The organism is Hydrogenophaga sp., from assembly GCF_025699295.1.
Classification (GTDB): Bacteria; Pseudomonadota; Gammaproteobacteria; order Burkholderiales; family Burkholderiaceae_C; genus Hydrogenophaga.
Genome location: NZ_JAILWB010000009.1, coordinates 82,695 through 104,316 on the forward strand (window position 1 = coordinate 82,695; position 21,622 = coordinate 104,316).

The following is a 21,622-nucleotide window of genomic DNA, read 5'->3' on the forward strand; positions in this document are numbered from 1 at the left end:
CATCCCCTCATTCATGAAACGCGCAGAACTGCTTGAATCGCTGCCCCGGCATGGTGTGTTCGACCTGGCCGTCGTCGGTGGCGGCGCCACCGGCCTCGGGGTGGCGCTGGATGCGGCGCTGCGCGGTTTTTCCGTGGTGTTGCTGGAGTCGCACGACTTCGCCGGCGGCACCTCCTCGCGTTCCACCAAGCTGCTGCATGGCGGCGTGCGCTACCTCGCGCAGGGCAACCTCGCGCTCGTGCGCGAGGCGCTGGCCGAACGCGCCACCGTGCTGCGCATTGCGCCGCACCTGGCGCAGCCCCTGCCCTTCGTCATGCCGTCCTATCGTTGGTGGCAGACGCCGTTCTATGGCCTGGGCCTCAAGCTCTACGACCTGCTGGCCGGTGGCGCCGGCCTGGGGCGCACCGAATTCCTCGACCGCGAACAGGCGCTGCGGGCCTTGCCCGGCGTGAATCCGGCCGGTCTGCGCGGCGGTGTGAAGTACTGGGACGGCCAGTTCGACGACGCCCGTCTGGCTCTGGCCCTTGCACGCAGCGCCGAGGCGGCCGGCGCTCACGTGCTGAACTACGCCGAAGTCACGGCGGTGCGCCAGGTCTCCGGGGGCGAGGCACCGCTGTCGTCGCTGGATGTGGTTGACCGGCGCGGTGGCTTGGCGTTTCAACTGCAGGCGCGCTGCGTGGTCAACGCCACCGGTGTCTGGGTCGATGCCTTGCGCGACCACACCCAGCCAGCGGCCACCCAGGGGGCGCCCTCGCGCATGGTCAGCCCCAGCCAGGGGGTGCATGTGGTGGTGGACCGCGATTTCATGCCCGGCGGTCACGCCCTGCTGGTACCCCGAACGCGCGATGGCCGGGTGCTGTTCGCCGTGCCCTGGCTGGGCAAGCTGGTGCTGGGCACCACCGACACCCCGCGCGGCGATCTGGCGCGTGAACCCGACGCGTTCGCCGAAGAACTGGAGTTCATCCTCGGCGAGGCCAGCCAGGCACTGAGTCGCCCGGTGCGCCGCGAGGACATTCGCAGCCTCTGGGTGGGGCTGCGTCCGCTGGTCGCGGCACCCGAGGCCGAGCAGGGCGGGACCAAGGTGCTGTCGCGTGAGCACACCATCGTCGTCGACGCCAATGGACTCGTCACGGTCACGGGCGGCAAATGGACCACCTACCGTGCCATGGCCGAAGACGTGCTCGAACGCTGCTTCGCCAGCCACTTGCTGCCACGCCGGGCAGGCGGCCTGAGCGCCACGCACGCGCTGCTGGGCGCGGCGGCGACCGCCAGCCCCGCCACGCCCCTGCACGCCACGCCGGGGCTGCATCTCTATGGCACCGAGGCGCCCCAGGTGGTGGCCTGCCCGGGGCAGGGCCACGTGCTCGGCGCGGGGCTGACCGAGGCCATGGTGCGCTACGCGGCCCGCTTCGAGCATGCCCAGACCGTGGAAGACGTGCTGGCGCGGCGCTGGCGCGTTCTCTTCCTGGACGCGGCCGAAGCCGCCCGCATGGCCCCGGCGGTGGCGGCCATCCTGGCGGAGGAACTGGACAATGACCCGGATCTGGTGCCGTTCCGGGCCCTGTGTGCCCGGTATTTGCCGGCCGCGACCTGATCCGGTTGACCGGCCTCGGAAGTCATGCCATAATGCGCGGCTTCGCTTGAAAAAGCGGAGAGCTATCTGCCCACCGAAGCAGGTCCGCACGGCAAACGCCGGGCAGGCTTGCGACGACGGGCCCAAGACTGATCACTCCCGGCCGTGGTGGCTGGGGGGATTCAAGTTGGGACTTAAATCAAATGATTCAAACGCAATCTCGACTCGATGTTGCTGACAACACGGGCGCGAAGTCCGTGATGTGCATCAAGGTGCTCGGCGGCTCCAAGCGTCGTTACGCCAGCGTGGGCGACGTCATCAAAGTCACCGTCAAGGAAGCCGCGCCGCGTGGCCGCGTCAAAAAAGGCGAGGTCTACAACGCCGTGGTGGTTCGCACCGCCAAGGGCATTCGCCGCCAGGACGGCGCCCTGATCAAATTCGACGGCAACGCGGCAGTGTTGCTCAACGCCAAGCTGGAGCCCATCGGCACCCGCATCTTCGGACCGGTCACGCGCGAACTGCGCACCGAGAAGTTCATGAAGATCGTGTCGCTGGCACCTGAGGTTCTCTGAGGAATCATCATGAACAAGATTCGTAGTGGCGATGAAGTCATCGTGATTGCCGGCCGCGACAAGGGCAAGCGCGGCAAGGTGCTGCAGCGCAGCGACGACAGCCGCCTGGTGGTCGAGGGCGTGAACCTCGTCAAGAAGCACGCCAAGCCGAACCCGATGAAGGGCATCACCGGCGGCATCATTGAAAAGACCATGCCCATCCATCAGTCCAACGTTGCCATCTTCAATGGCGCCACGGGCAAGGCGGATCGCGTGGGCATCAAGCTCCTGGCCGACGGCAAGAAAGTGCGCGTCTTCAAGTCCAGCGGCGAAGAAATCAAGGTGGCATGACCATGGCACGTTTGCAAGAAGTTTTCCGCGACACCATCGCCCCGGACCTCGTGAAGAAGTTCGGCTACAAGTCGACCATGGAGGTGCCGCGCATCACCAAGATCACGCTCAACATGGGCGTGAGTGAGGCCGTGGCCGACAAGAAGGTCATGGACAACGCGGTGGCTGACCTGACCAAGATCGCCGGCCAGAAGCCGGTGGTGACCAAGGCCCGCAAGGCCATCGCGGGTTTCAAGATCCGCGAACAGCAGGCGATCGGCTGCATGGTGACCCTGCGCGGCGCCCGCATGTATGAATTCCTGGACCGCTTTGTCACCGTGGCGCTGCCGCGTGTGCGCGACTTCCGTGGTATCTCTGGTCGCTCGTTCGACGGCCGGGGCAACTACAACGTGGGCGTCAAGGAGCAGATCATCTTCCCTGAGATCGAGTACGACAAGGTTGATGCCTTGCGCGGTCTCAACATCAGCATCACGACGACCGCCAAGAACGATGAAGAGTGCAAGGCTCTTCTGGCTGGTTTCCGTTTTCCGTTCAAGAACTGAGGTGGCGCGTGGCTAAACAAGCACTACTCCAACGTGAACTCAAGCGCGAAAAACTCGCCGCCAAGTTCGCCAAGAAATACACCGAGCTCAAGGCAACGTCCAACGATGCCAAGAAGAGCGACGAAGAGCGCGATGCTGCCCGTCTGGCGCTGCAGAAGTTGCCCCGCAACGCGAACCCGACCCGCCAGCGCAACCGCTGCGAGATCACCGGCCGTCCGCGTGGCACCTTCGCCCACTTCGGCCTGGCCCGTGCCAAGGTCCGCGAAATGGCGTTTGCCGGTGAGATTCCCGGCGTCACCAAAGCCAGCTGGTAAGCATTAGGAGAACCACAAATGAGCATGAGTGATCCTATTGCCGACATGTTGACCCGCATCCGCAACGCACAGATGGTCGAAAAGGCCGTCGTGACGATGCCGGCCTCCAAGGTCAAGGCCGCCATTGCCCAGGTCCTGAAGGACGAGGGCTACATCGACGGCTTCCAGGTCAAGAGCGCCGATGGCAAGAACGAACTTGAGATTGCCCTCAAGTACTACGCCGGCCGTCCCGTGATCGAGCGCATCGAGCGCGTGAGCCGTCCCGGCCTGCGCGTCTACCGAGGCCGCAACGCCATTCCCCAGGTCCAGAACGGCCTGGGTGTGGCCATCGTCACCACGCCGCAGGGCGTGATGACCGACCGCAAGGCGCGCGCTACCGGTGTCGGTGGCGAAGTCCTGTGTTACGTCGCCTGATGCGGGCATTGAGGAGAAACTGATGTCACGTATTGGAAAACTGCCGGTCGCCGTCCCAGCCGGGGTGGAGATCGCGTTCAAGGACAACCAGATCAACGTCAAGGGTGCCCTGGGTGCCTTGGCGCTGGCGCAGAACGCGCTGGTCAAGATTGAGAACAACGCTGGCACGCTGACGTTCGCTCCGGCGGATGAATCGCGTGAAGCCAACGCCATGTCGGGCACCATGCGCCAGCTGGTCAACAACATGGTCAACGGCGTGAGCAAGGGTTTCGAAAAGAAGCTGACACTGCTGGGCGTGGGTTACAAGGCGCAGGCGCAAGGTGCCAAGCTCAACCTGACGGTCGGCTACTCCCACCCCGTGGTGATGGATATGCCCGCTGGCATCAAGGTGGAAACCCCGACGCCGACAGAAATCGTCATCAAGGGTTCCGACCGCCAGCGCGTGGGTCAGATCGCTTCCGAGGTGCGAGCCGTTCGCCCCCCCGAGCCCTACAAGGGCAAGGGCATCCGCTACGCGGATGAGAAGGTCGTGATCAAGGAAACCAAGAAGAAATAAGGACCAGGATCATGTTGACCAAGAAAGAGCAACGTCTCCGCCGCGCCCGCCAGACGCGCATCCGCATCGCGCAGCAAGGCGCCGTGCGCCTGAGCGTGAACCGCACCAACCTGCACATCTACGCCAGCGTCATCTCCGACGATGGTGGCCGCGTGCTGGCGACCGCGTCGACGGCCGAAGCCGAGGTGCGCGCCCAGATCGGTGGTGCCGGCAAGGGTGGCAACACCGTCGCCGCAGCCCTTGTGGGCAAGCGCATCGCTGAAAAAGCGAAGGCTGCCGGTATTGAAAAAGTGGCGTTTGACCGTTCCGGTTTTGCATACCACGGCCGGGTGAAAGCCCTTGCGGACGCGGCGCGCGAAGCCGGTCTGCAGTTCTGATCAAACGGAATACACAAAATGGCTAAATTTACGGCAAACATCAAGAACGAAGCGAACGAAGACGGTCTGCGCGAGAAGATGATCGCGATCAACCGTGTGACCAAGGTGGTCAAGGGCGGTCGCATCCTGGGTTTCGCTGCATTGACCGTGGTCGGTGATGGCGATGGCCGCGTCGGCATGGGCAAGGGCAAGGCACGTGAAGTGCCGGTGGCCGTGCAGAAAGCCATGGAGCAGGCCCGCCGCAACATGATCAAGGTGTCGCTCAAGAACGGTTCGTTGCACCACAGCGTGCATGGCGAGCACGGCGCATCCAATGTCATGATGCTGCCAGCATCCAAAGGTACCGGCATCATTGCTGGCGGCCCGATGCGCGCAGTGTTCGAGGTGCTGGGCATCACCGACGTCGTGGCCAAGAGCCATGGCTCGAGCAACCCCTACAACCTGGTGCGCGCCACGCTGGACGCGCTGAAGAACTCGACGACCCCTGCCGACGTGGCTGCCAAGCGTGGCAAGTCCGTCGAAGAGATCATGGGTTGACTGGAGCGATCATGACCACTCAAAACACCGTCAAAGTTCAACTGGTGCGCAGCCCCATTGGAACCAAGCAATCCCACCGCGATACCGTCCGTGGCCTGGGCCTGCGCAAGCTCAACAGCGTCAGCGAGCTGCAGGACACGCCCGCCGTGCGCGGCATGATCAACAAGATCAGCTACCTGGTCAAAATCGTCTGATCGGAGTCACTGACATGCAACTCAATTCCATCAAGCCTTCCGAAGGCGCCAAACATGCCAAGCGCCGCGTCGGCCGTGGCATCGGCTCGGGCCTGGGCAAGACCGCGGGTCGTGGTCACAAAGGGCAGAAGTCCCGCTCTGGCGGTTACCACAAGGTCGGCTTCGAAGGCGGCCAGATGCCGCTCCAGCGCCGTCTGCCCAAGCGTGGCTTCAAGTCGGCGCAACTGCAGTTCAACGCCGAAGTCACCTTGGGCGCGCTCAATGCGCTCGACGTGGCCGAAATCGACGTGCTCGTGCTCAAGCAGGCAGGCCTCGTGCCCCACCTGGCCAAGCGTGTCAAGGTCATCAAGACCGGTGAGATCACCCGCGCGGTGACCCTCAAGGACATCACCGCGACGGCGGGCGCCAAGCAGGCGATCGAAGCCGCTGGTGGCTCCCTGGCTGCGGCGTAATCAGAGACAGACGGAAAACTCCTGTGGCAACTGGATCCACGTCCCTGGCAAAAACCGGCAAGTTCGGCGACCTGCGTCGCCGGCTTGTCTTTCTGTTGCTGGCGCTGGTGGTCTACCGCATCGGGGCGCACATCCCCGTGCCCGGCATCGACCCCGCGCAGCTGGAGCAGTTGTTCCAGGGGCAGCAGGGCGGCATCCTCAGCCTGTTCAACATGTTCTCGGGTGGCGCATTGTCGCGTTTCACCGTGTTTGCGCTGGGCATCATGCCGTACATCTCGGCGTCGATCATCATGCAGCTGATGACCTACGTGGTGCCCACGTTCGAGCAGTTGAAGAAGGAAGGCGAGGCGGGTCGCCGCAAGATCACGCAGTACACGCGCTACGGCACGCTGGCGCTGGCGATCTTCCAGTCCATGGGCATCGCGTTGGCTTTGGAAGGCTCCGCCGGTCTGGTGATCGAGCCTGGCATGGGCTTTCGTCTGACTGCCGTGGTCAGTCTGGTGGCTGGCACGATGTTCCTGATGTGGCTCGGCGAACAGATCACCGAGCGCGGCCTGGGCAACGGCATTTCGATCCTGATCTTTGCCGGCATCGCCGCAGGTCTGCCGAGCGCCGTGGGCGGTCTGCTGGAGCTGGTCCGCACCGGTGCCATGAACATTCTGGTGGCCATCTTCATCATTGCGCTGGTGGTTCTCGTCACCTACTTCGTGGTATTTGTGGAGCGTGGCCAGCGCAAAATCCTGGTGAACTATGCGCGCCGGCAGGTGGGCAACAAGGTGTATGGCGGTCAATCGTCGCACCTGCCGCTCAAGCTGAACATGGCCGGAGTGATCCCCCCGATCTTTGCCTCGTCCATCATCCTGCTGCCCACCACGGTGGTGAGCTGGGTGAGCACGGGTGACTCGACCCGCTGGCTGCGCGACATTGCTTCGGCCCTGTCGCCGGGTCAGCCGATCTATGTGGCGCTGTACGCGGCCGCCATCATCTTCTTCTGTTTCTTCTACACCGCGCTGGTGTTCAATAGCCGCGAAACCGCGGACAACCTGAAGAAGAGTGGTGCGTTCATTCCTGGTATCCGCCCGGGTGACCAGACCGCCCGCTACATCGACCGGATTCTTTTGAGACTGACGCTGGCGGGCGCGATCTACATCACCGCCGTGTGCCTGTTGCCCGAGTTCCTGATCCTTGAATACAACGTGCCGTTTTATTTCGGTGGCACCTCCCTGCTGATCATTGTGGTGGTCACCATGGACTTCATGGCCCAGGTTCAGAATTACATGATGTCGCAGCAATACGAATCGCTGCTCAAGAAGGCCAATTTCAAAACCTCCCCTTGAACTTCGCTTATGGCCAAGGACGATGTGATCGAGATGCAGGGGGAGGTGGTTGAGAACCTCCCCAATGCAACCTTCAGGGTCAAGCTCGAAAACGGTCATGTGGTGCTGGGGCACATCAGCGGCAAGATGCGGATGCACTACATCCGGATCCTGCCAGGGGACAAGGTCAAGGTAGAGCTCACGCCCTACGACCTCACCCGAGCGCGAATCGTGTTCCGCTCGAAGTGAGTGGTCAGTTGTTGAATGTTTTAGGTATATCTAGGAGAAGACTATGAGAGTTTCGGCTTCGGTCAAGAAAATGTGCCGCAACTGCAAGATCATCAAGCGGCATGGTGTGGTGCGCGTCATCTGCACCGACCCGCGTCACAAGCAGCGTCAAGGCTGACTGGTTAGTTAAGAGGACCCAACATGGCTCGTATTGCAGGCATCAACATTCCGCCGCACAAGCACGCCGAAATCGGCTTGACGGCAATCTTCGGCATTGGCCGCACCCGCGCTCGCAAGATCTGCGAAGCCTGCGGCATCGACTACGCCAAGAAGATCAAGGATCTGAGCGACGCGGAACTCGAGAAAGTGCGCGACCAGGTCGGTACGTTCACGATCGAGGGTGACCTGCGTCGTGAAACCACCATGAACATCAAGCGTTTGATGGACATCGGTTGCTACCGTGGCTTCCGCCACCGCCGTGGTCTGCCGCTGCGTGGTCAGCGCACCAAGACCAACGCCCGTACGCGCAAGGGCCCCCGCAAGGCTGCCCAGTCGCTGAAAAAATAAACGGTTAGAAGGACCCTCATGGCCAAGTCTCCCTCCAGCAGCGCATCTGCCCGCGTCCGCAAGAAAGTCCGCAAGAACGTTGCCGACGGCATTGCACACGTGCACGCGTCGTTCAACAACACGATCATCACCATCACCGACCGTCAGGGCAACGCATTGTCCTGGGCGTCGTCGGGTGGCCAGGGCTTCAAGGGCTCGCGCAAGTCCACGCCGTTCGCCGCCCAGGTGGCTTCCGAAGTGGCCGGCCGCGCAGCCATCGAGCAGGGCATCAAGAACCTGGACGTCGAGATCAAGGGCCCGGGCCCGGGTCGCGAATCTTCGGTGCGCGCGTTGGGTGCCCTGGGCATCCGGATCAACTCGATCTCCGACGTGACGCCGGTGCCGCACAACGGCTGCCGTCCGCAAAAGCGCCGTCGCATCTGATGTGCGACCGCTGACGCGGTATAATTGAAGGCTTTTTTCGAGCGCCACCGCAGATGCCTGCGGTGGCATTTTTGCTAAGCCCACCGCCACCTTCTTCGAAGGGTGGCTCCCGCAACAGCTGGTTGCGGCAGTGAAACAAGGAAACCAACGTGGCACGTTACCTCGGCCCCAAGGCCAAACTCTCTCGCCGTGAAGGCTCCGACCTGTTGCTCAAGAGCGCCCGCCGCTCCATCAGCGACAAGGCCAAGTTCGACTCCAAGCCCGGCCAACATGGTCGCACCTCGGGTCAGCGCACCTCCGACTTCGGCGTGCAACTGCGCGAGAAGCAGAAGGTCAAGCGCACCTATGGCGTGCTGGAGCGCCAGTTCCGCCGCTACTTCGCCGAGGCCGACCGCCGCCGCGGCAACACCGGCGCAAACCTGCTCTTCCTGCTGGAAGCGCGCCTGGACAACGTGGTGTTCCGCATGGGCTTCGCCTCCACCCGTGCCGAAGCCCGCCAGATCGTGTCGCACAAGGCGATCACCGTCAACGGCAAGGCCGTGAACATTCCGTCCTACTCGGTGAAAGCCGGCGACGTGATTGCCGTGCGCGAGAAGTCGAAGAAGCAGGGCCGTGTGATCGAAGCGCTCGAGCTGGCCAAGCAGATTGGTTTCCCCGCCTGGGTCGACGTGTCTGCCGACAAGGTTGAAGGCGTGTTCAAGAAGGCGCCCGACCGCGATGAGTTCGGCTCCGACATCAACGAATCGCTGATCGTCGAACTGTATTCCCGTTAATTCCGTTCCCGGCCTGCACCCTCGCGGTGCGGTCGGGCCATGCTCCGTCTGCCTTATCGGTGTAACGAGCCGAGGGTCCTGAAGGAAGTTTGAATGCTGAACAATCTGCTGAAGCCCAAAACCATCAATGTCGAACAAGTGTCGACCAATCGCGCCAAGGTGACGCTCGAACCGTTCGAGCGTGGCTATGGCCACACGCTGGGCAATGCCCTGCGTCGGGTTCTGCTCTCTTCCATGACCGGCCACGCGCCGACCGAAGTCACCATCGCCGGTGTCGTGCACGAATACTCGTCCATTGACGGCGTGCAGGAAGACGTCGTCAACATGCTCCTGAACCTCAAGGGCGTGGTGTTCAAACTGCACAACCGCGATGAAGTCACGCTGAGCCTGCGCAAGGATGGCGAAGGACTGGTCACCGCCGCCGACATCCAGACACCGCACGACGTCGAGATCGTCAACCCGGGTCATGTGATCGCGACGCTTTCGCACGGCGCCAAACTCGACATGCAGATCAAGGTGGAAAAGGGCCGTGGCTACGTGCCGGGCAGTCTGCGCCGCAACGACGACCAGACTCGCTCCATCGGGCGCATCGTTCTGGACGCGTCGTTCTCGCCGGTCAAGCGCGTGAGCTACACGGTCGAAAGCGCCCGCGTCGAGCAGCGCACCGACCTGGACAAGCTGGTGCTCGAGATCGAGACCAATGGTTCCATCGGTCCGGAAGAAGCGGTTCGCGCATCGGCCAAGATCCTGGTCGAGCAACTTGCGGTCTTTGCACAACTCGAAGGCGTGGAACTCTCCGCGTTCGACGCACCTGCCCAGCGCAGTTCGCAGCAATTCGACCCGATCCTGCTGCGCCCGGTCGACGAGCTCGAGCTCACCGTGCGCTCGGCCAACTGCCTCAAGGCCGAGAACATCTACTACATCGGTGATCTGATCCAGCGCACCGAGAACGAACTGCTCAAGACCCCCAACCTGGGTCGCAAGTCGCTCAACGAGATCAAGGAAGTGCTCGCCTCGCGCGGCCTGACCTTGGGCATGAAGCTTGAGAACTGGCCGCCCGCCGGCCTGGACAAGCACTGAAACCGCAGCGTCTGGCCACATAGGCCAGGCCCGGACGAACTTCCAGTACCTGATACGGCTGGGGGCAAAACACTGAAAGGATGAAAAAATGCGTCACGGACACGGACTTCGTAAACTCAATCGCACCAGCGAGCACCGCCTCGCCATGCTGCGCAACATGATGAATTCGCTGCTCACGCACGAAGTCATCAAGACCACGGTGCCCAAGGCCAAGGAGCTGCGCCGCGTGGTCGAACCCATGATCACCCTGGCCAAAGAACCCACGGTCGCGAACCGCCGCCTGGCCTTTGACCGCCTGCGCGACCGTGACGTGGTCGTGAAGCTCTTCAACGAACTGGGCCCGCGCTTCAAGGCCCGTCCGGGTGGGTACACCCGCATCCTGAAAATGGGTTTCCGCGTGGGCGACAACGCGCCGATGGCGCTGGTCGAACTGGTGGATCGCGCTGAAGAAGCAGCGCCCGCTGCCGACGCGGATAAAGCGTGATAGAATAGCAGGCTTGACGCGGAGTGGAGCAGCCTGGTAGCTCGTTGGGCTCATAACCCAAAGGTCGCAAGTTCAAATCTTGCCTCCGCAACCAACAAAATCAAGCACTTGCTTGTCATCGAAGCCCTCGGAAACGAGGGCTTTTTTGTTTGTGACGAGGTCTGTACCGTCACAGAATCGGCGCTCGTACTTGAGACCATTGAGTGCCTTGAAGCGTGTGAGGACGCGCGAGCGGTCAGTCGATCGGATCTTCTGCGAACAGCTCAAACACCACGCCACGCAGCCACTGGCTCGCGGGTGAGCGATGGGCCTTGGCGTGCCAGAACGCATTGATTGCGACATCTGGCAACTTGACCGGGTGCTGGACGGGCGACAGACCAAACGGTTTCGCCAGCTTCTGCGCCAGCCGCTCGGGCACCGTGGTGATCAGATCCGTGCTTTGCAGGATGTGCCCCACGCTCACGAAGTGAGGCACGGTCAGACGGATTGGGCGATCAATACCGGCCTGTCGAATGAGTTCGTCCACCTTCCCATGCCCGGTGCCCGCCGACACCACCACCAGGTGTTCGGCCGAGCGGAATTCGGCAACAGACAACTTCTTCTTGTTGAGCGCGTGACCCTTGCGCATGAGGCACACGTACTTCTGATGGAACAGCCGCCGCTGGAAGAAGCCGGCCTTCAGCTGGGGAAGCAAGCCAATGGCCAGGTCCACCTTGCCCGACTCCATGTCTTCACGCAGGTTGATGGCGGTGTTGCGCACGGTGTTCAGATTCAATCCTGGGGCCTCCCGGCTGAGCCGCTCCACGAGGGCCGGAAGAAAGACGATCTCGCCGATGTCGGTCATGCCGATCGTGACCGAGCCCTTTGCCTTGGCGGGGTCGAAACTGATCTGCTGGTTCAGGCCGCTGTGGATCATCCCGAGCGCGTAACCCACGGGCTCGGCGAGCTGTTCCGCAAAAGGCGTTGGAACCATGCCGGAAGGGGTCCGCAGGAACAGTTCGTCACCCAGCCGCCGTCGAAGCTTGGCCAGCGAGTTGCTCACTGCCGGCTGGGTCAGCCCGAGGTTGTCCGCGACTTTGGAGACCTTGCGCTCCACCATGAGCTGCTGAAACAACACCAGCTGGTTGAGATCGATATCGGTGAGTTCCATGGCTTGTTTCCATCATCACGCTGAGTGATGGGCCTTATTCACGTGATTCTATTGGCTGATTGGTCAGGGCGCGAGATCATGCACTCCCCGCACCCACCCGACCCACCGGTCACGCCATGGAAGTTCTTGTCCAGCCCCTCAATCGCATCGTGCAGGTCGAGCCTGGCGCCAATCTGCTCGACGCGCTTCGCGCCGCGCAGGTGCCGATGTCGTACTCGTGCATGGCGGGGCGCTGCGGAACCTGCCGATGCAGGGTGGTGTCCGGCGAGGTGATGGAAGGTGGTGTCGATCAGCAGCGACCCAACAACGGTGGCGACGCCTGTGTACTGGCCTGCCGGACATACATCACCCAGCCCTGCACCATCGAGATTCCCGAGCCCGATGAAATCGTGGTGCACACGGCGCGCATCGTCAAGGCAACGGTGGTTGCACTGGAAGACATGACGCACGACATCAAGCGCCTGGTGCTGAAACCGGCCAAGCCGATCGAGTTCTCTCCTGGCCAATACGTACAGCTGCAGTTCTCCGCGGAGCATGTCCGTCCCTATTCCATGGCCGGCCTCTGCGACGATGGCACGTTCGAGTTCCATGTCCGCCTGGTCGCCGGCGGCCGTGTGACGGGATACATCGCCAGCCGGCTGAAGATCGGGGATTCGGTGAAAGTCAGTGGGCCGCTCGGCTCGGCCTACCTGCGGCGAAAGCACGAGTTGCCCATGCTCTGTGTGGCTGGTGGCACTGGCCTGGCGCCGATCCTCTCGATTCTGCGTGGCGCCATCGGCGCAGGCATGCGCAATCCCGTTCATCTGTACTTTGGCGTTCGCTCTCCGAAGGATGTTTACGGTGTCGAGTGGCTGACGGAACTCCAGCGCGTGCATCCCGGGCTCAAGGTTCATGTGGTCATCGGTTCCGGGGGTGACCCTGCCAGGCAACGAAGCGGGTTGGTGACACAGGCCATTGAAGAAGACCTGGGTGATCTCGAAGGCTGGCGTGCCTACCTCTGTGGGTCGCCACCCATGGTCGAAGCGGTCTCTCTCGTGGCCAGGACGAAAGGGGTTGCGCCCGAGCATGTGCATGCGGACGCCTTCTATACCCAGGGGACCTGACAAACCCCGGAACCTCACATTCCCATTGCCCAAGCAGGAGACAGATATGAACGAATCACCCACGGTGTTCCCCAATGAAGTGACCTGGGAAACCGAAGGCACGCACCGCATCCCCTTCCTCACCTACACGGACGAGGACATCTACAAGCGCGAGCTCGAACGCTTCTTCTACAGGGCTCACTGGTGTTACGTAGGCCTTGAGGCGGAAGTGCCCAGCCCGGGTGACTTCAAGCGCACGGTGGTGGGCGAGCGGTCGGTGATCCTCACCCGCGACGCCGAAGGTGGCATCCAAGTGGTGGAGAACGTCTGCGCGCACCGGGGCATGCGCTTCTGCCGCGAGCGCCATGGCAACCGCAAGGAATTCGTGTGTCCCTACCACCAGTGGAGCTACACCCTCAAGGGCGACCTGCAGGGTGTGCCGTTCCGCCGGGGCGTGAAGCAGGACGGCGAGGTGCACGGCGGCATGCCGGCGGACTTCAAGACCAGTGACCACGGCCTGACCAAGCTGAAGGTGGCCGTGCGCGGGGGCGTGGTGTTCGCGTCCTTCGATCACGATGTCGAGCCGCTGGAGACATTTCTCGGCCCCACCATCCTTGGCTACTTCGACCGGCTGTTCAATGGTCGAAAGCTCAGGATCCTGGGCTACAACCGCCAGCGCATTCCGGGCAACTGGAAGCTGATGCAGGAGAACATCAAGGACCCGTACCACCCCGGCCTGCTGCACACCTGGTTCGTCACCTTCGGCCTCTGGCGCGCGGACAACAAGTCCCAACTGCGCATGGACGACAAGTTCCGGCATGCGGCCATGATCAGCACGCGCGGCACCGCGGGCAAGTCCGACCAGGTCACGCAGGTCTCCAGCTTCAAGGAAAGCATGCAGCTCAACGACCCGAGCTTTCTCGACATCGTTCCCGAGCCCTGGTGGGGTGGTCCGACGGCGGTGATGACCACCATTTTTCCGAGCGTGATCCTGCAGCAGCAGGTCAACAGCGTCTCCACCCGGCACATACAGCCCAACGGGCACGGCAGCTTCGACTTCGTCTGGACGCACTTCGGATTCGAGGACGACACCGAGGAGATGACCGAGCGCCGCCTGCGCCAGGCCAACCTGTTCGGGCCAGCCGGCTTCGTGAGCGCGGACGACGGTGAAGTGATCGAGTTTTCCCAGCAGGCATTCGAGAGCAAACCTTTTCACCGCACACTGGCCGAGCTCGGTGGCAAGGAGGTCGAGAACACCGAACACATGGTGACCGAGACACTGATCCGTGGCATGTACCGCTACTGGCGCAGCGTGATGGAGGTCCCCGAATGAGCAGCAACATGAACTTTGACGACTGGCTGGCGCTGAACCAGCTCTACGCCGACTACGCCTCGGCGGTGGACTCGGGCCAGTGGGACCTGTGGCCCGAGTTTTTCACCGACGACTGCGTCTATCGTCTCCAGCCGAGGGAGAACCACGAGCGCGGATTCCCGCTGGCCACCTTGTCTTTCACGAGCAAGGGCATGTTGAAGGACCGCGTGTACGGCATCAAGGAGACCCTGTTTCACGACCCTTACTATCAGCGCCACGTCGTGGGAACGCCTGTGGTGCGCCGCACCGAGGACGGCCGCTTCGAGTGCGAGGCCAACTATGCGGTGCTGCGCACCAAGCTGTCGGAAGCCAGCACTGTGTTCAACGTCGGCCGCTACATCGATACCGTCGTCAAGACGCCGCAGGGCCTGAAGTTCGCCCGGCGCGAATGCATCTACGACAGCGAAATGATCCCCAATTCCATCATCTACCCGATCTGAGACACACCATGAGCGAAGCACCCCAATGGATCGACGCACTCGCCGCTGACGACCTGCCCAGCGACGACGTAATCGGCGTGGCCGTGGCAGGCAAGGACATTGCCATCTACACGGTTGGCGACGAGGTTTTTGCGACCGACAACCTGTGCACCCATGGTCATGCCCGCCTGTGCGACGGTTTCCTCGAAGACCACGAGATCGAGTGCCCTCTGCACCAGGGGAAGTTCGATGTTCGCGACGGCCGACCCACTTGCGAACCCGCCATCGAGCCCCTTCACACCTACCCGGTGCGCATCGAAGGCCAGCGCGTTTTTCTGCAGATCGGTTGAGCTCCGGCCGCCCTGGGCTCAGGCCCCGTGGGGAACCGGCTGTGCCGACGCCGGCAACCCGAAGACGCGGTCGAACACCAGGTTGAACACGAAGGTGTAGAGCAGGAAGAACGCGATAAGGCCGAGGTCGAGCACGAAGGCCTGCCAGAGCGAGATGTTCAGCCACCACGCGAACAGCGGCACCAGCGTGACCACCAGGCCGCCTTCGAAGCCGATGGCGTGCACGGCCCGGCGCAGCAGGCTGCGCCCGCGCTTCACCTGGCGCGCCTCCCAGCGCTCGAACAGCGTGTTGTAGACCAGGTTCCAGGCCACCGCGATGGCCGAGGCGGCGACCGCCGCCACGCTGGCGTGCCCCATGCCGCTGTCGGAGAGCAGGGCCAGCCCGGTGGTGGCGATGGCGATGGCGATGAGCTCGTAGAGGGTGATGTAGATCACTTTGCGCTGGATGCCTTGCATGGAACAGAGACCCGGGAAGGAAAAGAGCCCCGTGCAGTGGCTGGGGCGATGGGGGCATGTTATGGCGATCTGGCTGACGAAAAAAGTCAGATAATTTCAGAAATTCTGATAAGTGTGGTGCACATGGCCTTCTCCAGCGACAACGTCCGGGTGTTTCTTGCAGTGCTTGACAGCGGCTCTTTTTCGGCCGCCGCGCGCCAGCTGGGTCGCGTGCCGTCGGCGGTCAGTATGGTGATTGCGCAGCTCGAGGCCGAGCTCGACCTCCAGCTGTTCGATCGCCGCACGCGCGAGCCCCGGCCCACCGACGTGGCGCGCGCGCTGGAGCCGCAGGCGCGCCAGTTGGCCAGCCAGCTGCGGCAGCTGCAGGCGCACGCGCAGGGGTTGCACCAGGGTCTGGAGCGGCAGCTCACCATCGCGATTGCCCCCGAACTGCTGTCGGCGCCCTGGAGTCAGCCGCTGGCGGTGCTCGCGTCGGAGTTTCCGTCCCTCATCGTGGAGGTGCTCTCGGCGCCGCAGGCGGACGCGCTGCGCATGCTGCACGCGGGCGATGCGCATCTGGCGCTGGTGTTCGAGCGCCCGGGCACCGACGAGCGCGAGGGTTTCCAGGAGCTGGGCCAGGAGATCCTGGTGGCCGTGATTTCGCCCGACCATCCCGCGGGGCAGACGCGTGAAGGCAAGCTGCAACTCAACGACCTGATCGACATCCGCCAGATCGCCGTGGTCGGCCGCGACACGCAGGGGCGCGATCCGCGCCTGCTGCTGGCACGGCACATCTGGCGCACCGACAGCCACCTGGCCACCCTGAGCCTGGTGCAGGCCGGTCTGGGGTGGGCCTACCTGCCGCGCAGCCTGGTCGAACCGCTGGTGGCAGCGGGCTCGCTGATGGAGATCCGCTTCGGCAACATCAGCAACGAGCTGCGGGTATGGGTGGACGTGGTGTGGCACACCGAGCGCGCGATGGGGCTGGGTGCGAAACGGTTCATCGAGTTGATGCGCCAGGCCACCAAGGAAGATGGCTGAGCCTTTCAGACCAGGGCGTTGACCTGTGTGCCCAAAGCGCCGTCCGGTGCCAGCGGCAGGCTGGCGGGCAGCGCGTTGAGCATGGCCATGGCACCGGCCGACTGGATGTCCATGGCCTTCTTCAGCACCAGCAGCTGGGCTTCGTGGGTGGTCTGGTCACGCTGCATGCCGGCGACGGCGGTGACCATGGCGACGGGGGAGACGTCCATGAGGGGCTCTGTAACAAGAATGCCTGTCTATCGGCCACATGGGAACGAACTTGACGGCACACACGCTCAGTCCTGCGGCAGCAGGCGCCCGGCGATGGTGTTGTGCGTTCAGACCGAGATGTCGCTGTTCTTCAGCAAGATCGGCGCAGGGCCCGGGATGCGGGGGTGGACGCCGTGAGCGGCTCTTGTTTCATGCCAGTCACGTGACACGTTCTGGCCAGGTCTGGCTTTGCCGGGCGCGCCGGCCCAGGCACTGTCCCTTCAGGCGTCCTGACGTGTCCCCCCGAGGGGCTGGATGATGTACCCCGGGAGGGTATTCTTGACAGCGCTCCGGCCCGCGTCTCCAATGGCGCTTTCAACCCGGAGACTCCCATGCGCCTTGTTGTCGCCTGTTCCCTTGCGCTTGCCGCCCTTGTGCCCGTTGCCGCCTTTGCCGAAGGCATGAGCTGCAACGCAGCCGCCATGGAAAAGAAGCTGGCCGGTGCGGCCAGGACATCGTTCCTGAAGAAGTGCACCCGGGACGCGGCCGCCGCCTGCGACGTGGCGTCGACCGAGAAGAAGCTCTCCGGCGCAGCGAAGACCAGCTTCACCAGGAAGTGCAACCGCGACGCCGTCGGCTGACCCGGGTCTCAGACGCCGGTCAGCGCGGCGTAGGCCCGGCGCGTCCCGGGCGACACGGCCGCCAGTACCTGCGCGTGGCTGGTCTGGTGGCGCCGCAGCAGACGCGCCGAAGCGGTGGCCCGCGAGCGGCAGTACCAGTGGCAGGTGTGCTGCATCAGGAACAGTTCGGCCGAGAGCAGGAAAGCCTTGTCGCGCGGCGTGCGTTGCGCCTGGTTGGCCGCCGCGTCGGCGATGCCCCGCGCGTGAATGCGCAGAGCTTCCCGCAGGTCGAAGCTGGCACCCGGAAACAGCTGACTGGCCCAGGGAAGGGTCAGCCGGCTCACCCGTGTGGATGCCGTGTCGACCTTGGAGAAATCGCTGGCGAAGCGGCCGAACTGCTCTGCAATGTCGCCCTCGGCGCCGGTGAGCAGGCTCCAGATCTGTTCACGGCGTTCGGGGTCGTCCTCGCCCAGCGCGCGCAGATAGCCCTGCGTGATGTTCTCCATCAGGGCTTCGATCCGGTACTGGCCGAGGTGGCGGCCCAGCAGCGCGATGCGCCGCTTTTGCGCGTGGGCGTTGAAGAAGACGATGAGCGAGGCCACCGCCAGCGCGAGAATCAGGATGTCCATTGCAGGTTGTGGGGCGTGTAAGCAGGACGCCAGTGTAGTTACCCAAACTGGAGCGGGAATGCGAAAATCCCCGCTCTGCACCCCCCGACGCCATTGCCCCCATGTTTCGACGACTGTCGCTGATCGCCATTGCCATTGCCGTGTGGGCTGCCGGCCTCGCCGCCATCGCATGGGTCGCGGCGGCCTGGCTGGGCCGGGCCCTGTCCACTGGGGAAGGCGTGCTGGTGGGCGTCGCGCTGGCCATTGCGGTGTTTGTCGTCGTGCAGGGACGCCTGCAGCGCGACCGCCGCAAGCTGCAGGACATGCGCGATTCGGCGCTCTGGTGAACGGCCCGCCGGTGTGTCACACAGGGTCCGGCACGACCGCCGTGACCTCGATCTCCACCTTGGCGCGCGCCTCCATCAGTGCGCTGACCTCCACGCAGGTCATGGCCGGGAAGTGGCGCCCCATCACCTCGCGGTAGACCTCGCCCAGTTCGCGCAGGCGCGCGTTGTACTCCACGCGGTCGGTCACGTACCACGTCATGCGCACCATGTGCTGCGGCCCGGCGTCGGCGCAGGCGAGCACGTCACGCACGTTGAGCAGGGTCTGGCGCGTCTGCGCGATGAAGTCGTCGCTCTCGAACGCCTGGGCGGCGTTCCAGCCGATCTGGCCACCGACATAGACGTGGGTGCCACGCGCGGCGATGCCGTTGGCGTAGCCTTTGGGTGCTGCCCAGCCGGGCGGTTGCAGGTGTTTCATCTCTCTCGGTCTCAAGGGGTCTTGTGGGCCTGCTGGCGCAGCGCGAAGCGCTGCAGCTTGCCGGTCTCGGTGCGCGGCAGCGTGGTCACGAAAACCACCTCGCGCGGGTATTTGTAGGGCGCCATGTTCTGCTTTACGTGGTCCTGCAGTGATTTCACCTGCGCGGCATCTGCGGCCTCGCCGGGCTTGAGCACCACGTAGGCCATGACGATCTGGCCGCGCTCGTCGTCGGGTTTGCCGACCACGCCGCACTCGGCCACGGCCGGGTGCAGCAGCAGCGCGGCCTCCACCTCGGGGCCGGCCACGTTGTAGCCGGCGGTGATGATCATGTCGTCGGTGCGTGCCTGGTAGAAGAAGTAGCCGTCGGCGTCCTGGCGGAAGGCGTCGCCGGGGTAGTTCCAGCCGTCCTTGACGTACTGCGTCTGGCGCGGTTCGTCCAGGTACTTGCAGCCGGTTGGGCCGATCACCGCGAGCTTGCCCACCTCGCCCACCGGCAGCGGCTCGCCGTCGTCGCCGACCACGCGCGCCTGGTAGCCCGGCACCACCTGGCCGATGGCACCCCGGCGCACCGCCTCGGGCGGCGAGGAGATGAAGATGTGGAACATCTCGGTGGCGCCAATGCCGTCAAGCATCTCCAGCCCGCTGGCTTCCTTCCAGAGCTGGCGCGTGGCGTCGGGCAGGCCTTCGCCCGCGCTCACGCTGATGCGCAGGCGGCCGATGCCGTGGCGCTGCGCGAACGGAGCCATCTGGCGGTAGAAGGTGGGCGCGGTGTAGCAGATGGTCGCGCCCACGCGGCCGATGAGTTGCACCATCGCTTCGGGCGTGTAGGGAATGGAGGGGAAGTACACCGAGGCACCGGCCCACATCGGGAACACCAGCAGGCCGCCCAGGCCGAAGGTGAAGGCCAGCGGCGGTGAACCCAGCACGATGTCCTCGGGCGTGGCGCGCAGCACATGCCGTGGCCAGGTCTCGCAGGCGGCGAGCACGTCGCGGTGGGTGTGCACCGCGGCCTTGGGGGTGCCGGTGGTGCCCGAGGTGAAGGCCAGCAGCGCGATGTCGGTGGCGGCGGTGGGGCAGGGTGTAGCGTGTTCCGGCTGGCGTGCGGACAGCGACTCCAGCGACTGCGACCCGTCCGTGCCACCGGTGTTGAACACGCGCAATGGCATGCCCGCGTGGTCCGGGTCGGCCGACAGGGCGGCCTTGAGTTCGTCCTGCAGCTTGACGTCGCACAGCGCCACCGAGGGTTGCGCCTTGGCGATGATGGCGCCGAGTTCCTTGGCGCGCAGCAGTGGCATGGTGGCCACCGCGATCAGCCCCGCCTGCACCGTGGCCAGCCAGGCCAGCGCCATGGCCACCGAGTTGCCGCCGCGCAGCAGCACGCGGTTGCCCGGCACGAGGCCCAGCTCACCGGTCAACACGTTGGCAATGCGGTTGACTTCGGTTTGCGCCTGCGCGTAGGTGAGGGTGCGTTCGTCGCTGCGCAGCAGCGGGCGATCGCCATGGCCGGCCTGCAGCGCGCGGTCGAACAGGGCCTGCACCGCGTTGACGTGGTCGGGTAACTGCAGTTCGGGCCGGTCGAAGCGCAGCTCGGGCCACTGCCCGGGTGGGGGGAGGCGGTCGTGAACGAAGCGGTCGGTTTGCGCGGAAGGGGTGTTCATTTCAATGCGGCCTTGCCGAGGATGAGCAGTTGCACCTCGCTCGCGCCTTCGTAGATGCGCAGCGAGCGGATGTCGCGGTACAGGCTTTCGATCTTCTGGCCCACCTGCACGCCGCGCCCGCCGAACATCTGCAATGCCATGTCGATCACGCGCTGCGCGTTCTCGGTGGCGCTGAGCTTGGCGCTCGCGGCGGCGGCGGTGTAGGCGGGCGTGCCCGCACCCTGCGTGCTGCTGCGGTCGCGCTGCCAGGCGGCGCGGTAGGTGAGCAGGGCGGCGGCATCGATCAGCGCGCTCATCTCGCCCAGCCTGGCCTGCGTGAGCTGGAAGTCAGCCAGGGTCCGGCCGAACATGCGGCGCTGCTTCGCGTGCGCCACGGCTTCAGCGAAGGCGCGGCGTGCCATGCCCAGCGCGGCCGCGGCCACCGAGGCGCGGAAGATGTCCAGCGTGCGCATGGCCAGCTTGAAACCGCCGTGCAGCGGGCCGAGCAGGGCGTCGCCACCGATCTCGCAGGCCTGGAAGCGCAGCGTGGCCAGTGGGTGGGGCGCCATCACGTGGATGTGCGCGCTGCTGTCCAGGCCGGCGTGCGGTGCGTCGACGATGAAGGCGCTGATGCCGCGCGCGCCGGCATCGGGTTCGGTCTTGGCGAAGACGACGTAGAAGTCCGCCAGGTCGCCGTTGCTGATCCAGGTCTTGCTGCCGTCCAGCGTCCAGCCGCTGCCGGCCTGCACCGCGCGCGTGGCCATGGCGGCCACGTCTGAGCCGGCCTCGGGCTCGCTGAGCGCGAAGGCTGCGATCTTCTCGCCGCGGGCCACGGCGCCCAGGTACTTCGTCTGCTGCGCGGGCGTGCCGGCGAGCGTGATCGCGCCGCTGCCCAGGCCCTGCATGGCGAAGGCGAAGTCGGCCAGCGGCGAGTGGAAGGCCAGCGTCTCGCGCAGGATCACCAGCGAGCGCGAATCGAGTTCGGGCAAGGCACCGCCGTGTGCTCCGGGTACGCAGTAGCGCAACCAGCCGGCCTCGCCCAGACGTGCCACCCAGTCCCTGCAGGCCGCGCGATCATCGCTCTCGTCCACGCGCTGCAGCGCGCTCCAGTCTGCCAGGCGCTGCGCCAGCTCGCCGTGGTGCGGGTCAAAGAAGGGCAGCTCCCACTGCGCCTGCGGCGGGTGCATGCCGTGGGGGTGTTCGAAGGCGACCATCGTGCTTGTCC

At 64.4% G+C, this 21,622-nt stretch carries 33 protein-coding genes and 1 tRNA gene; 27 read left to right on the forward strand and 7 right to left on the reverse strand.

Annotation, left to right across the window (positions count from 1 at the left end):
- Positions 1 to 13 precede the first annotated feature (13 nt).
- The 20 genes from K5880_RS11030 to K5880_RS11125 all read left to right on the forward strand — a co-directional run bounded on the left by K5880_RS11030 (position 14) and on the right by K5880_RS11125 (position 10,826).
- Entirely contained in the window at positions 14 to 1,594 is a 1,581-nt protein-coding gene (locus K5880_RS11030) for a glycerol-3-phosphate dehydrogenase/oxidase (RefSeq protein WP_297651674.1), read from the forward strand.
- Between the two features lie 182 nt (positions 1,595 to 1,776).
- Positions 1,777 to 2,145: a 50S ribosomal protein L14 gene (rplN, locus tag K5880_RS11035; RefSeq protein WP_297651677.1), complete on the forward strand. Its 369-nt coding sequence runs from the start codon at positions 1,777 to 1,779 to the stop codon at positions 2,143 to 2,145.
- Between the two features lie 9 nt (positions 2,146 to 2,154).
- Complete coding sequence (gene rplX, locus K5880_RS11040; RefSeq protein ID WP_066267894.1) at positions 2,155 to 2,475, forward strand: 50S ribosomal protein L24; 321 nt, start codon at positions 2,155 to 2,157, stop codon at positions 2,473 to 2,475.
- Positions 2,476 to 2,477: 2 nt separating this feature from the next.
- Positions 2,478 to 3,017, forward strand: coding sequence for a 50S ribosomal protein L5 (gene rplE, locus K5880_RS11045; protein ID WP_297651680.1), 540 nt, complete (start codon positions 2,478 to 2,480; stop codon positions 3,015 to 3,017).
- A gap of 8 nt (positions 3,018 to 3,025) precedes the next feature.
- Entirely contained in the window at positions 3,026 to 3,331 is a 306-nt protein-coding gene (gene rpsN, locus K5880_RS11050; protein ID WP_297651683.1) for a 30S ribosomal protein S14, read from the forward strand.
- An 18-nt stretch (positions 3,332 to 3,349) separates the two neighbouring features.
- Positions 3,350 to 3,745, forward strand: a complete 396-nt coding sequence (rpsH, locus tag K5880_RS11055; RefSeq protein WP_204735158.1) for a 30S ribosomal protein S8 — start codon at positions 3,350 to 3,352, stop codon at positions 3,743 to 3,745.
- 22 nt (positions 3,746 to 3,767) lie between these two features.
- Positions 3,768 to 4,301 (forward strand): 50S ribosomal protein L6, encoded by a 534-nt coding sequence (gene rplF / locus K5880_RS11060; protein WP_297651687.1) that lies wholly within the window; start codon positions 3,768 to 3,770, stop codon positions 4,299 to 4,301.
- Positions 4,302 to 4,312: 11 nt separating this feature from the next.
- Positions 4,313 to 4,678 (forward strand): 50S ribosomal protein L18, encoded by a 366-nt coding sequence (rplR, locus tag K5880_RS11065; protein WP_297651689.1) that lies wholly within the window; start codon positions 4,313 to 4,315, stop codon positions 4,676 to 4,678.
- A gap of 18 nt (positions 4,679 to 4,696) precedes the next feature.
- A complete protein-coding gene (gene rpsE, locus K5880_RS11070) occupies positions 4,697 to 5,215 on the forward strand; it encodes a 30S ribosomal protein S5 (protein WP_297651693.1) in 519 nt (172 codons plus the stop codon).
- A gap of 11 nt (positions 5,216 to 5,226) precedes the next feature.
- A complete protein-coding gene (gene rpmD, locus K5880_RS11075; RefSeq protein WP_159589446.1) occupies positions 5,227 to 5,409 on the forward strand; it encodes a 50S ribosomal protein L30 in 183 nt (60 codons plus the stop codon).
- Between the two features lie 14 nt (positions 5,410 to 5,423).
- The gene (gene rplO / locus K5880_RS11080; RefSeq protein ID WP_297651698.1) at positions 5,424 to 5,861 is read left to right on the forward strand and encodes a 50S ribosomal protein L15; all 438 of its coding nucleotides are present in this window, start codon (positions 5,424 to 5,426) and stop codon (positions 5,859 to 5,861) included.
- Between the two features lie 23 nt (positions 5,862 to 5,884).
- Positions 5,885 to 7,198, forward strand: coding sequence for a preprotein translocase subunit SecY (secY, locus tag K5880_RS11085; RefSeq protein ID WP_297651701.1), 1,314 nt, complete (start codon positions 5,885 to 5,887; stop codon positions 7,196 to 7,198).
- Positions 7,199 to 7,207: 9 nt separating this feature from the next.
- Positions 7,208 to 7,426 carry a translation initiation factor IF-1 gene (infA, locus tag K5880_RS11090; RefSeq protein ID WP_066267877.1) on the forward strand — a complete coding sequence of 73 codons (219 nt, stop codon included), beginning with the start codon at positions 7,208 to 7,210 and terminating at the stop codon, positions 7,424 to 7,426.
- A 43-nt stretch (positions 7,427 to 7,469) separates the two neighbouring features.
- Positions 7,470 to 7,583: a 50S ribosomal protein L36 gene (gene rpmJ / locus K5880_RS11095; protein WP_009514917.1), complete on the forward strand. Its 114-nt coding sequence runs from the start codon at positions 7,470 to 7,472 to the stop codon at positions 7,581 to 7,583.
- 23 nt (positions 7,584 to 7,606) lie between these two features.
- On the forward strand, positions 7,607 to 7,972 hold the full coding sequence (gene rpsM / locus K5880_RS11100; RefSeq protein ID WP_137917294.1) for a 30S ribosomal protein S13: 366 nt from the start codon (positions 7,607 to 7,609) through the stop codon (positions 7,970 to 7,972).
- 18 nt (positions 7,973 to 7,990) lie between these two features.
- Entirely contained in the window at positions 7,991 to 8,395 is a 405-nt protein-coding gene (gene rpsK, locus K5880_RS11105; protein ID WP_066267872.1) for a 30S ribosomal protein S11, read from the forward strand.
- A gap of 149 nt (positions 8,396 to 8,544) precedes the next feature.
- A complete protein-coding gene (gene rpsD, locus K5880_RS11110) occupies positions 8,545 to 9,168 on the forward strand; it encodes a 30S ribosomal protein S4 (RefSeq protein WP_297651706.1) in 624 nt (207 codons plus the stop codon).
- 93 nt (positions 9,169 to 9,261) lie between these two features.
- Entirely contained in the window at positions 9,262 to 10,248 is a 987-nt protein-coding gene (gene rpoA / locus K5880_RS11115) for a DNA-directed RNA polymerase subunit alpha (RefSeq protein ID WP_297651708.1), read from the forward strand.
- Between the two features lie 88 nt (positions 10,249 to 10,336).
- The gene (gene rplQ, locus K5880_RS11120; RefSeq protein ID WP_297651711.1) at positions 10,337 to 10,732 is read left to right on the forward strand and encodes a 50S ribosomal protein L17; all 396 of its coding nucleotides are present in this window, start codon (positions 10,337 to 10,339) and stop codon (positions 10,730 to 10,732) included.
- A 17-nt stretch (positions 10,733 to 10,749) separates the two neighbouring features.
- A tRNA-Met gene (locus tag K5880_RS11125) sits at positions 10,750 to 10,826 on the forward strand.
- A gap of 141 nt (positions 10,827 to 10,967) precedes the next feature.
- Here K5880_RS11125 and K5880_RS11130 read toward each other — a convergent pair.
- Positions 10,968 to 11,882 carry a LysR family transcriptional regulator gene (locus K5880_RS11130; protein WP_297651714.1) on the reverse strand — a complete coding sequence of 305 codons (915 nt, stop codon included), beginning with the start codon at positions 11,880 to 11,882 and terminating at the stop codon, positions 10,968 to 10,970.
- Between the two features lie 116 nt (positions 11,883 to 11,998).
- Between K5880_RS11130 and K5880_RS11135 the strand changes: the two genes are divergently transcribed.
- The 4 genes from K5880_RS11135 to K5880_RS11150 are packed head-to-tail and all read left to right on the forward strand — an operon-like array spanning position 11,999 to position 15,105.
- Entirely contained in the window at positions 11,999 to 12,985 is a 987-nt protein-coding gene (locus tag K5880_RS11135; RefSeq protein WP_297651717.1) for a 2Fe-2S iron-sulfur cluster-binding protein, read from the forward strand.
- A 46-nt stretch (positions 12,986 to 13,031) separates the two neighbouring features.
- Positions 13,032 to 14,297 carry an aromatic ring-hydroxylating dioxygenase subunit alpha gene (locus tag K5880_RS11140; protein ID WP_297651720.1) on the forward strand — a complete coding sequence of 422 codons (1,266 nt, stop codon included), beginning with the start codon at positions 13,032 to 13,034 and terminating at the stop codon, positions 14,295 to 14,297.
- A complete protein-coding gene (locus K5880_RS11145; protein WP_297651723.1) occupies positions 14,294 to 14,776 on the forward strand; it encodes an aromatic-ring-hydroxylating dioxygenase subunit beta in 483 nt (160 codons plus the stop codon). The genes K5880_RS11140 and K5880_RS11145 overlap by 4 nt, the downstream gene beginning before the upstream one ends.
- Before the next feature lie 8 nt (positions 14,777 to 14,784).
- A complete protein-coding gene (locus K5880_RS11150; RefSeq protein ID WP_297651726.1) occupies positions 14,785 to 15,105 on the forward strand; it encodes a non-heme iron oxygenase ferredoxin subunit in 321 nt (106 codons plus the stop codon).
- Positions 15,106 to 15,123: 18 nt separating this feature from the next.
- On the opposite strand, the gene K5880_RS11155 is transcribed toward K5880_RS11150, so the two are convergent.
- Complete coding sequence (locus K5880_RS11155; protein ID WP_297651729.1) at positions 15,124 to 15,561, reverse strand: PACE efflux transporter; 438 nt, start codon at positions 15,559 to 15,561, stop codon at positions 15,124 to 15,126.
- 123 nt (positions 15,562 to 15,684) lie between these two features.
- On the opposite strand from K5880_RS11155, the gene K5880_RS11160 reads away from it, so the two are divergent.
- Positions 15,685 to 16,581 carry a LysR family transcriptional regulator gene (locus K5880_RS11160; RefSeq protein WP_297651731.1) on the forward strand — a complete coding sequence of 299 codons (897 nt, stop codon included), beginning with the start codon at positions 15,685 to 15,687 and terminating at the stop codon, positions 16,579 to 16,581.
- Between the two features lie 5 nt (positions 16,582 to 16,586).
- Here the strand turns inward: K5880_RS11160 and K5880_RS11165 are convergent, their stop codons facing one another.
- A complete protein-coding gene (locus K5880_RS11165) occupies positions 16,587 to 16,790 on the reverse strand; it encodes a putative motility protein (protein ID WP_297651734.1) in 204 nt (67 codons plus the stop codon).
- 372 nt (positions 16,791 to 17,162) lie between these two features.
- Between K5880_RS11165 and K5880_RS11170 the strand changes: the two genes are divergently transcribed.
- Positions 17,163 to 17,411 carry a PsiF family protein gene (locus K5880_RS11170; protein WP_297651737.1) on the forward strand — a complete coding sequence of 83 codons (249 nt, stop codon included), beginning with the start codon at positions 17,163 to 17,165 and terminating at the stop codon, positions 17,409 to 17,411.
- An 8-nt stretch (positions 17,412 to 17,419) separates the two neighbouring features.
- Here K5880_RS11170 and K5880_RS11175 read toward each other — a convergent pair whose 3' ends face one another.
- Entirely contained in the window at positions 17,420 to 18,019 is a 600-nt protein-coding gene (locus tag K5880_RS11175; RefSeq protein ID WP_297651740.1) for a hypothetical protein, read from the reverse strand.
- A gap of 101 nt (positions 18,020 to 18,120) precedes the next feature.
- Here K5880_RS11175 and K5880_RS11180 point away from each other — a divergent pair, with 101 nt between their 5' ends.
- Positions 18,121 to 18,345, forward strand: coding sequence for a hypothetical protein (locus tag K5880_RS11180; RefSeq protein WP_297651743.1), 225 nt, complete (start codon positions 18,121 to 18,123; stop codon positions 18,343 to 18,345).
- Between the two features lie 16 nt (positions 18,346 to 18,361).
- On the opposite strand, the gene K5880_RS11185 is transcribed toward K5880_RS11180, so the two are convergent.
- Genes K5880_RS11185 through K5880_RS11195 form a run of 3 tightly spaced genes read right to left on the reverse strand, consistent with a single transcriptional unit; the run spans position 18,362 to position 21,611 of the window.
- Entirely contained in the window at positions 18,362 to 18,760 is a 399-nt protein-coding gene (locus tag K5880_RS11185) for a RidA family protein (RefSeq protein WP_297651746.1), read from the reverse strand.
- 11 nt (positions 18,761 to 18,771) lie between these two features.
- The gene (locus K5880_RS11190; RefSeq protein WP_297651749.1) at positions 18,772 to 20,418 is read right to left on the reverse strand and encodes an AMP-binding protein; all 1,647 of its coding nucleotides are present in this window, start codon (positions 20,416 to 20,418) and stop codon (positions 18,772 to 18,774) included.
- Complete coding sequence (locus K5880_RS11195) at positions 20,415 to 21,611, reverse strand: acyl-CoA dehydrogenase family protein (RefSeq protein ID WP_297651752.1); 1,197 nt, start codon at positions 21,609 to 21,611, stop codon at positions 20,415 to 20,417. Before K5880_RS11195 ends, K5880_RS11190 begins: the two co-directional genes overlap by 4 nt.
- Positions 21,612 to 21,622 lie beyond the last annotated feature (11 nt).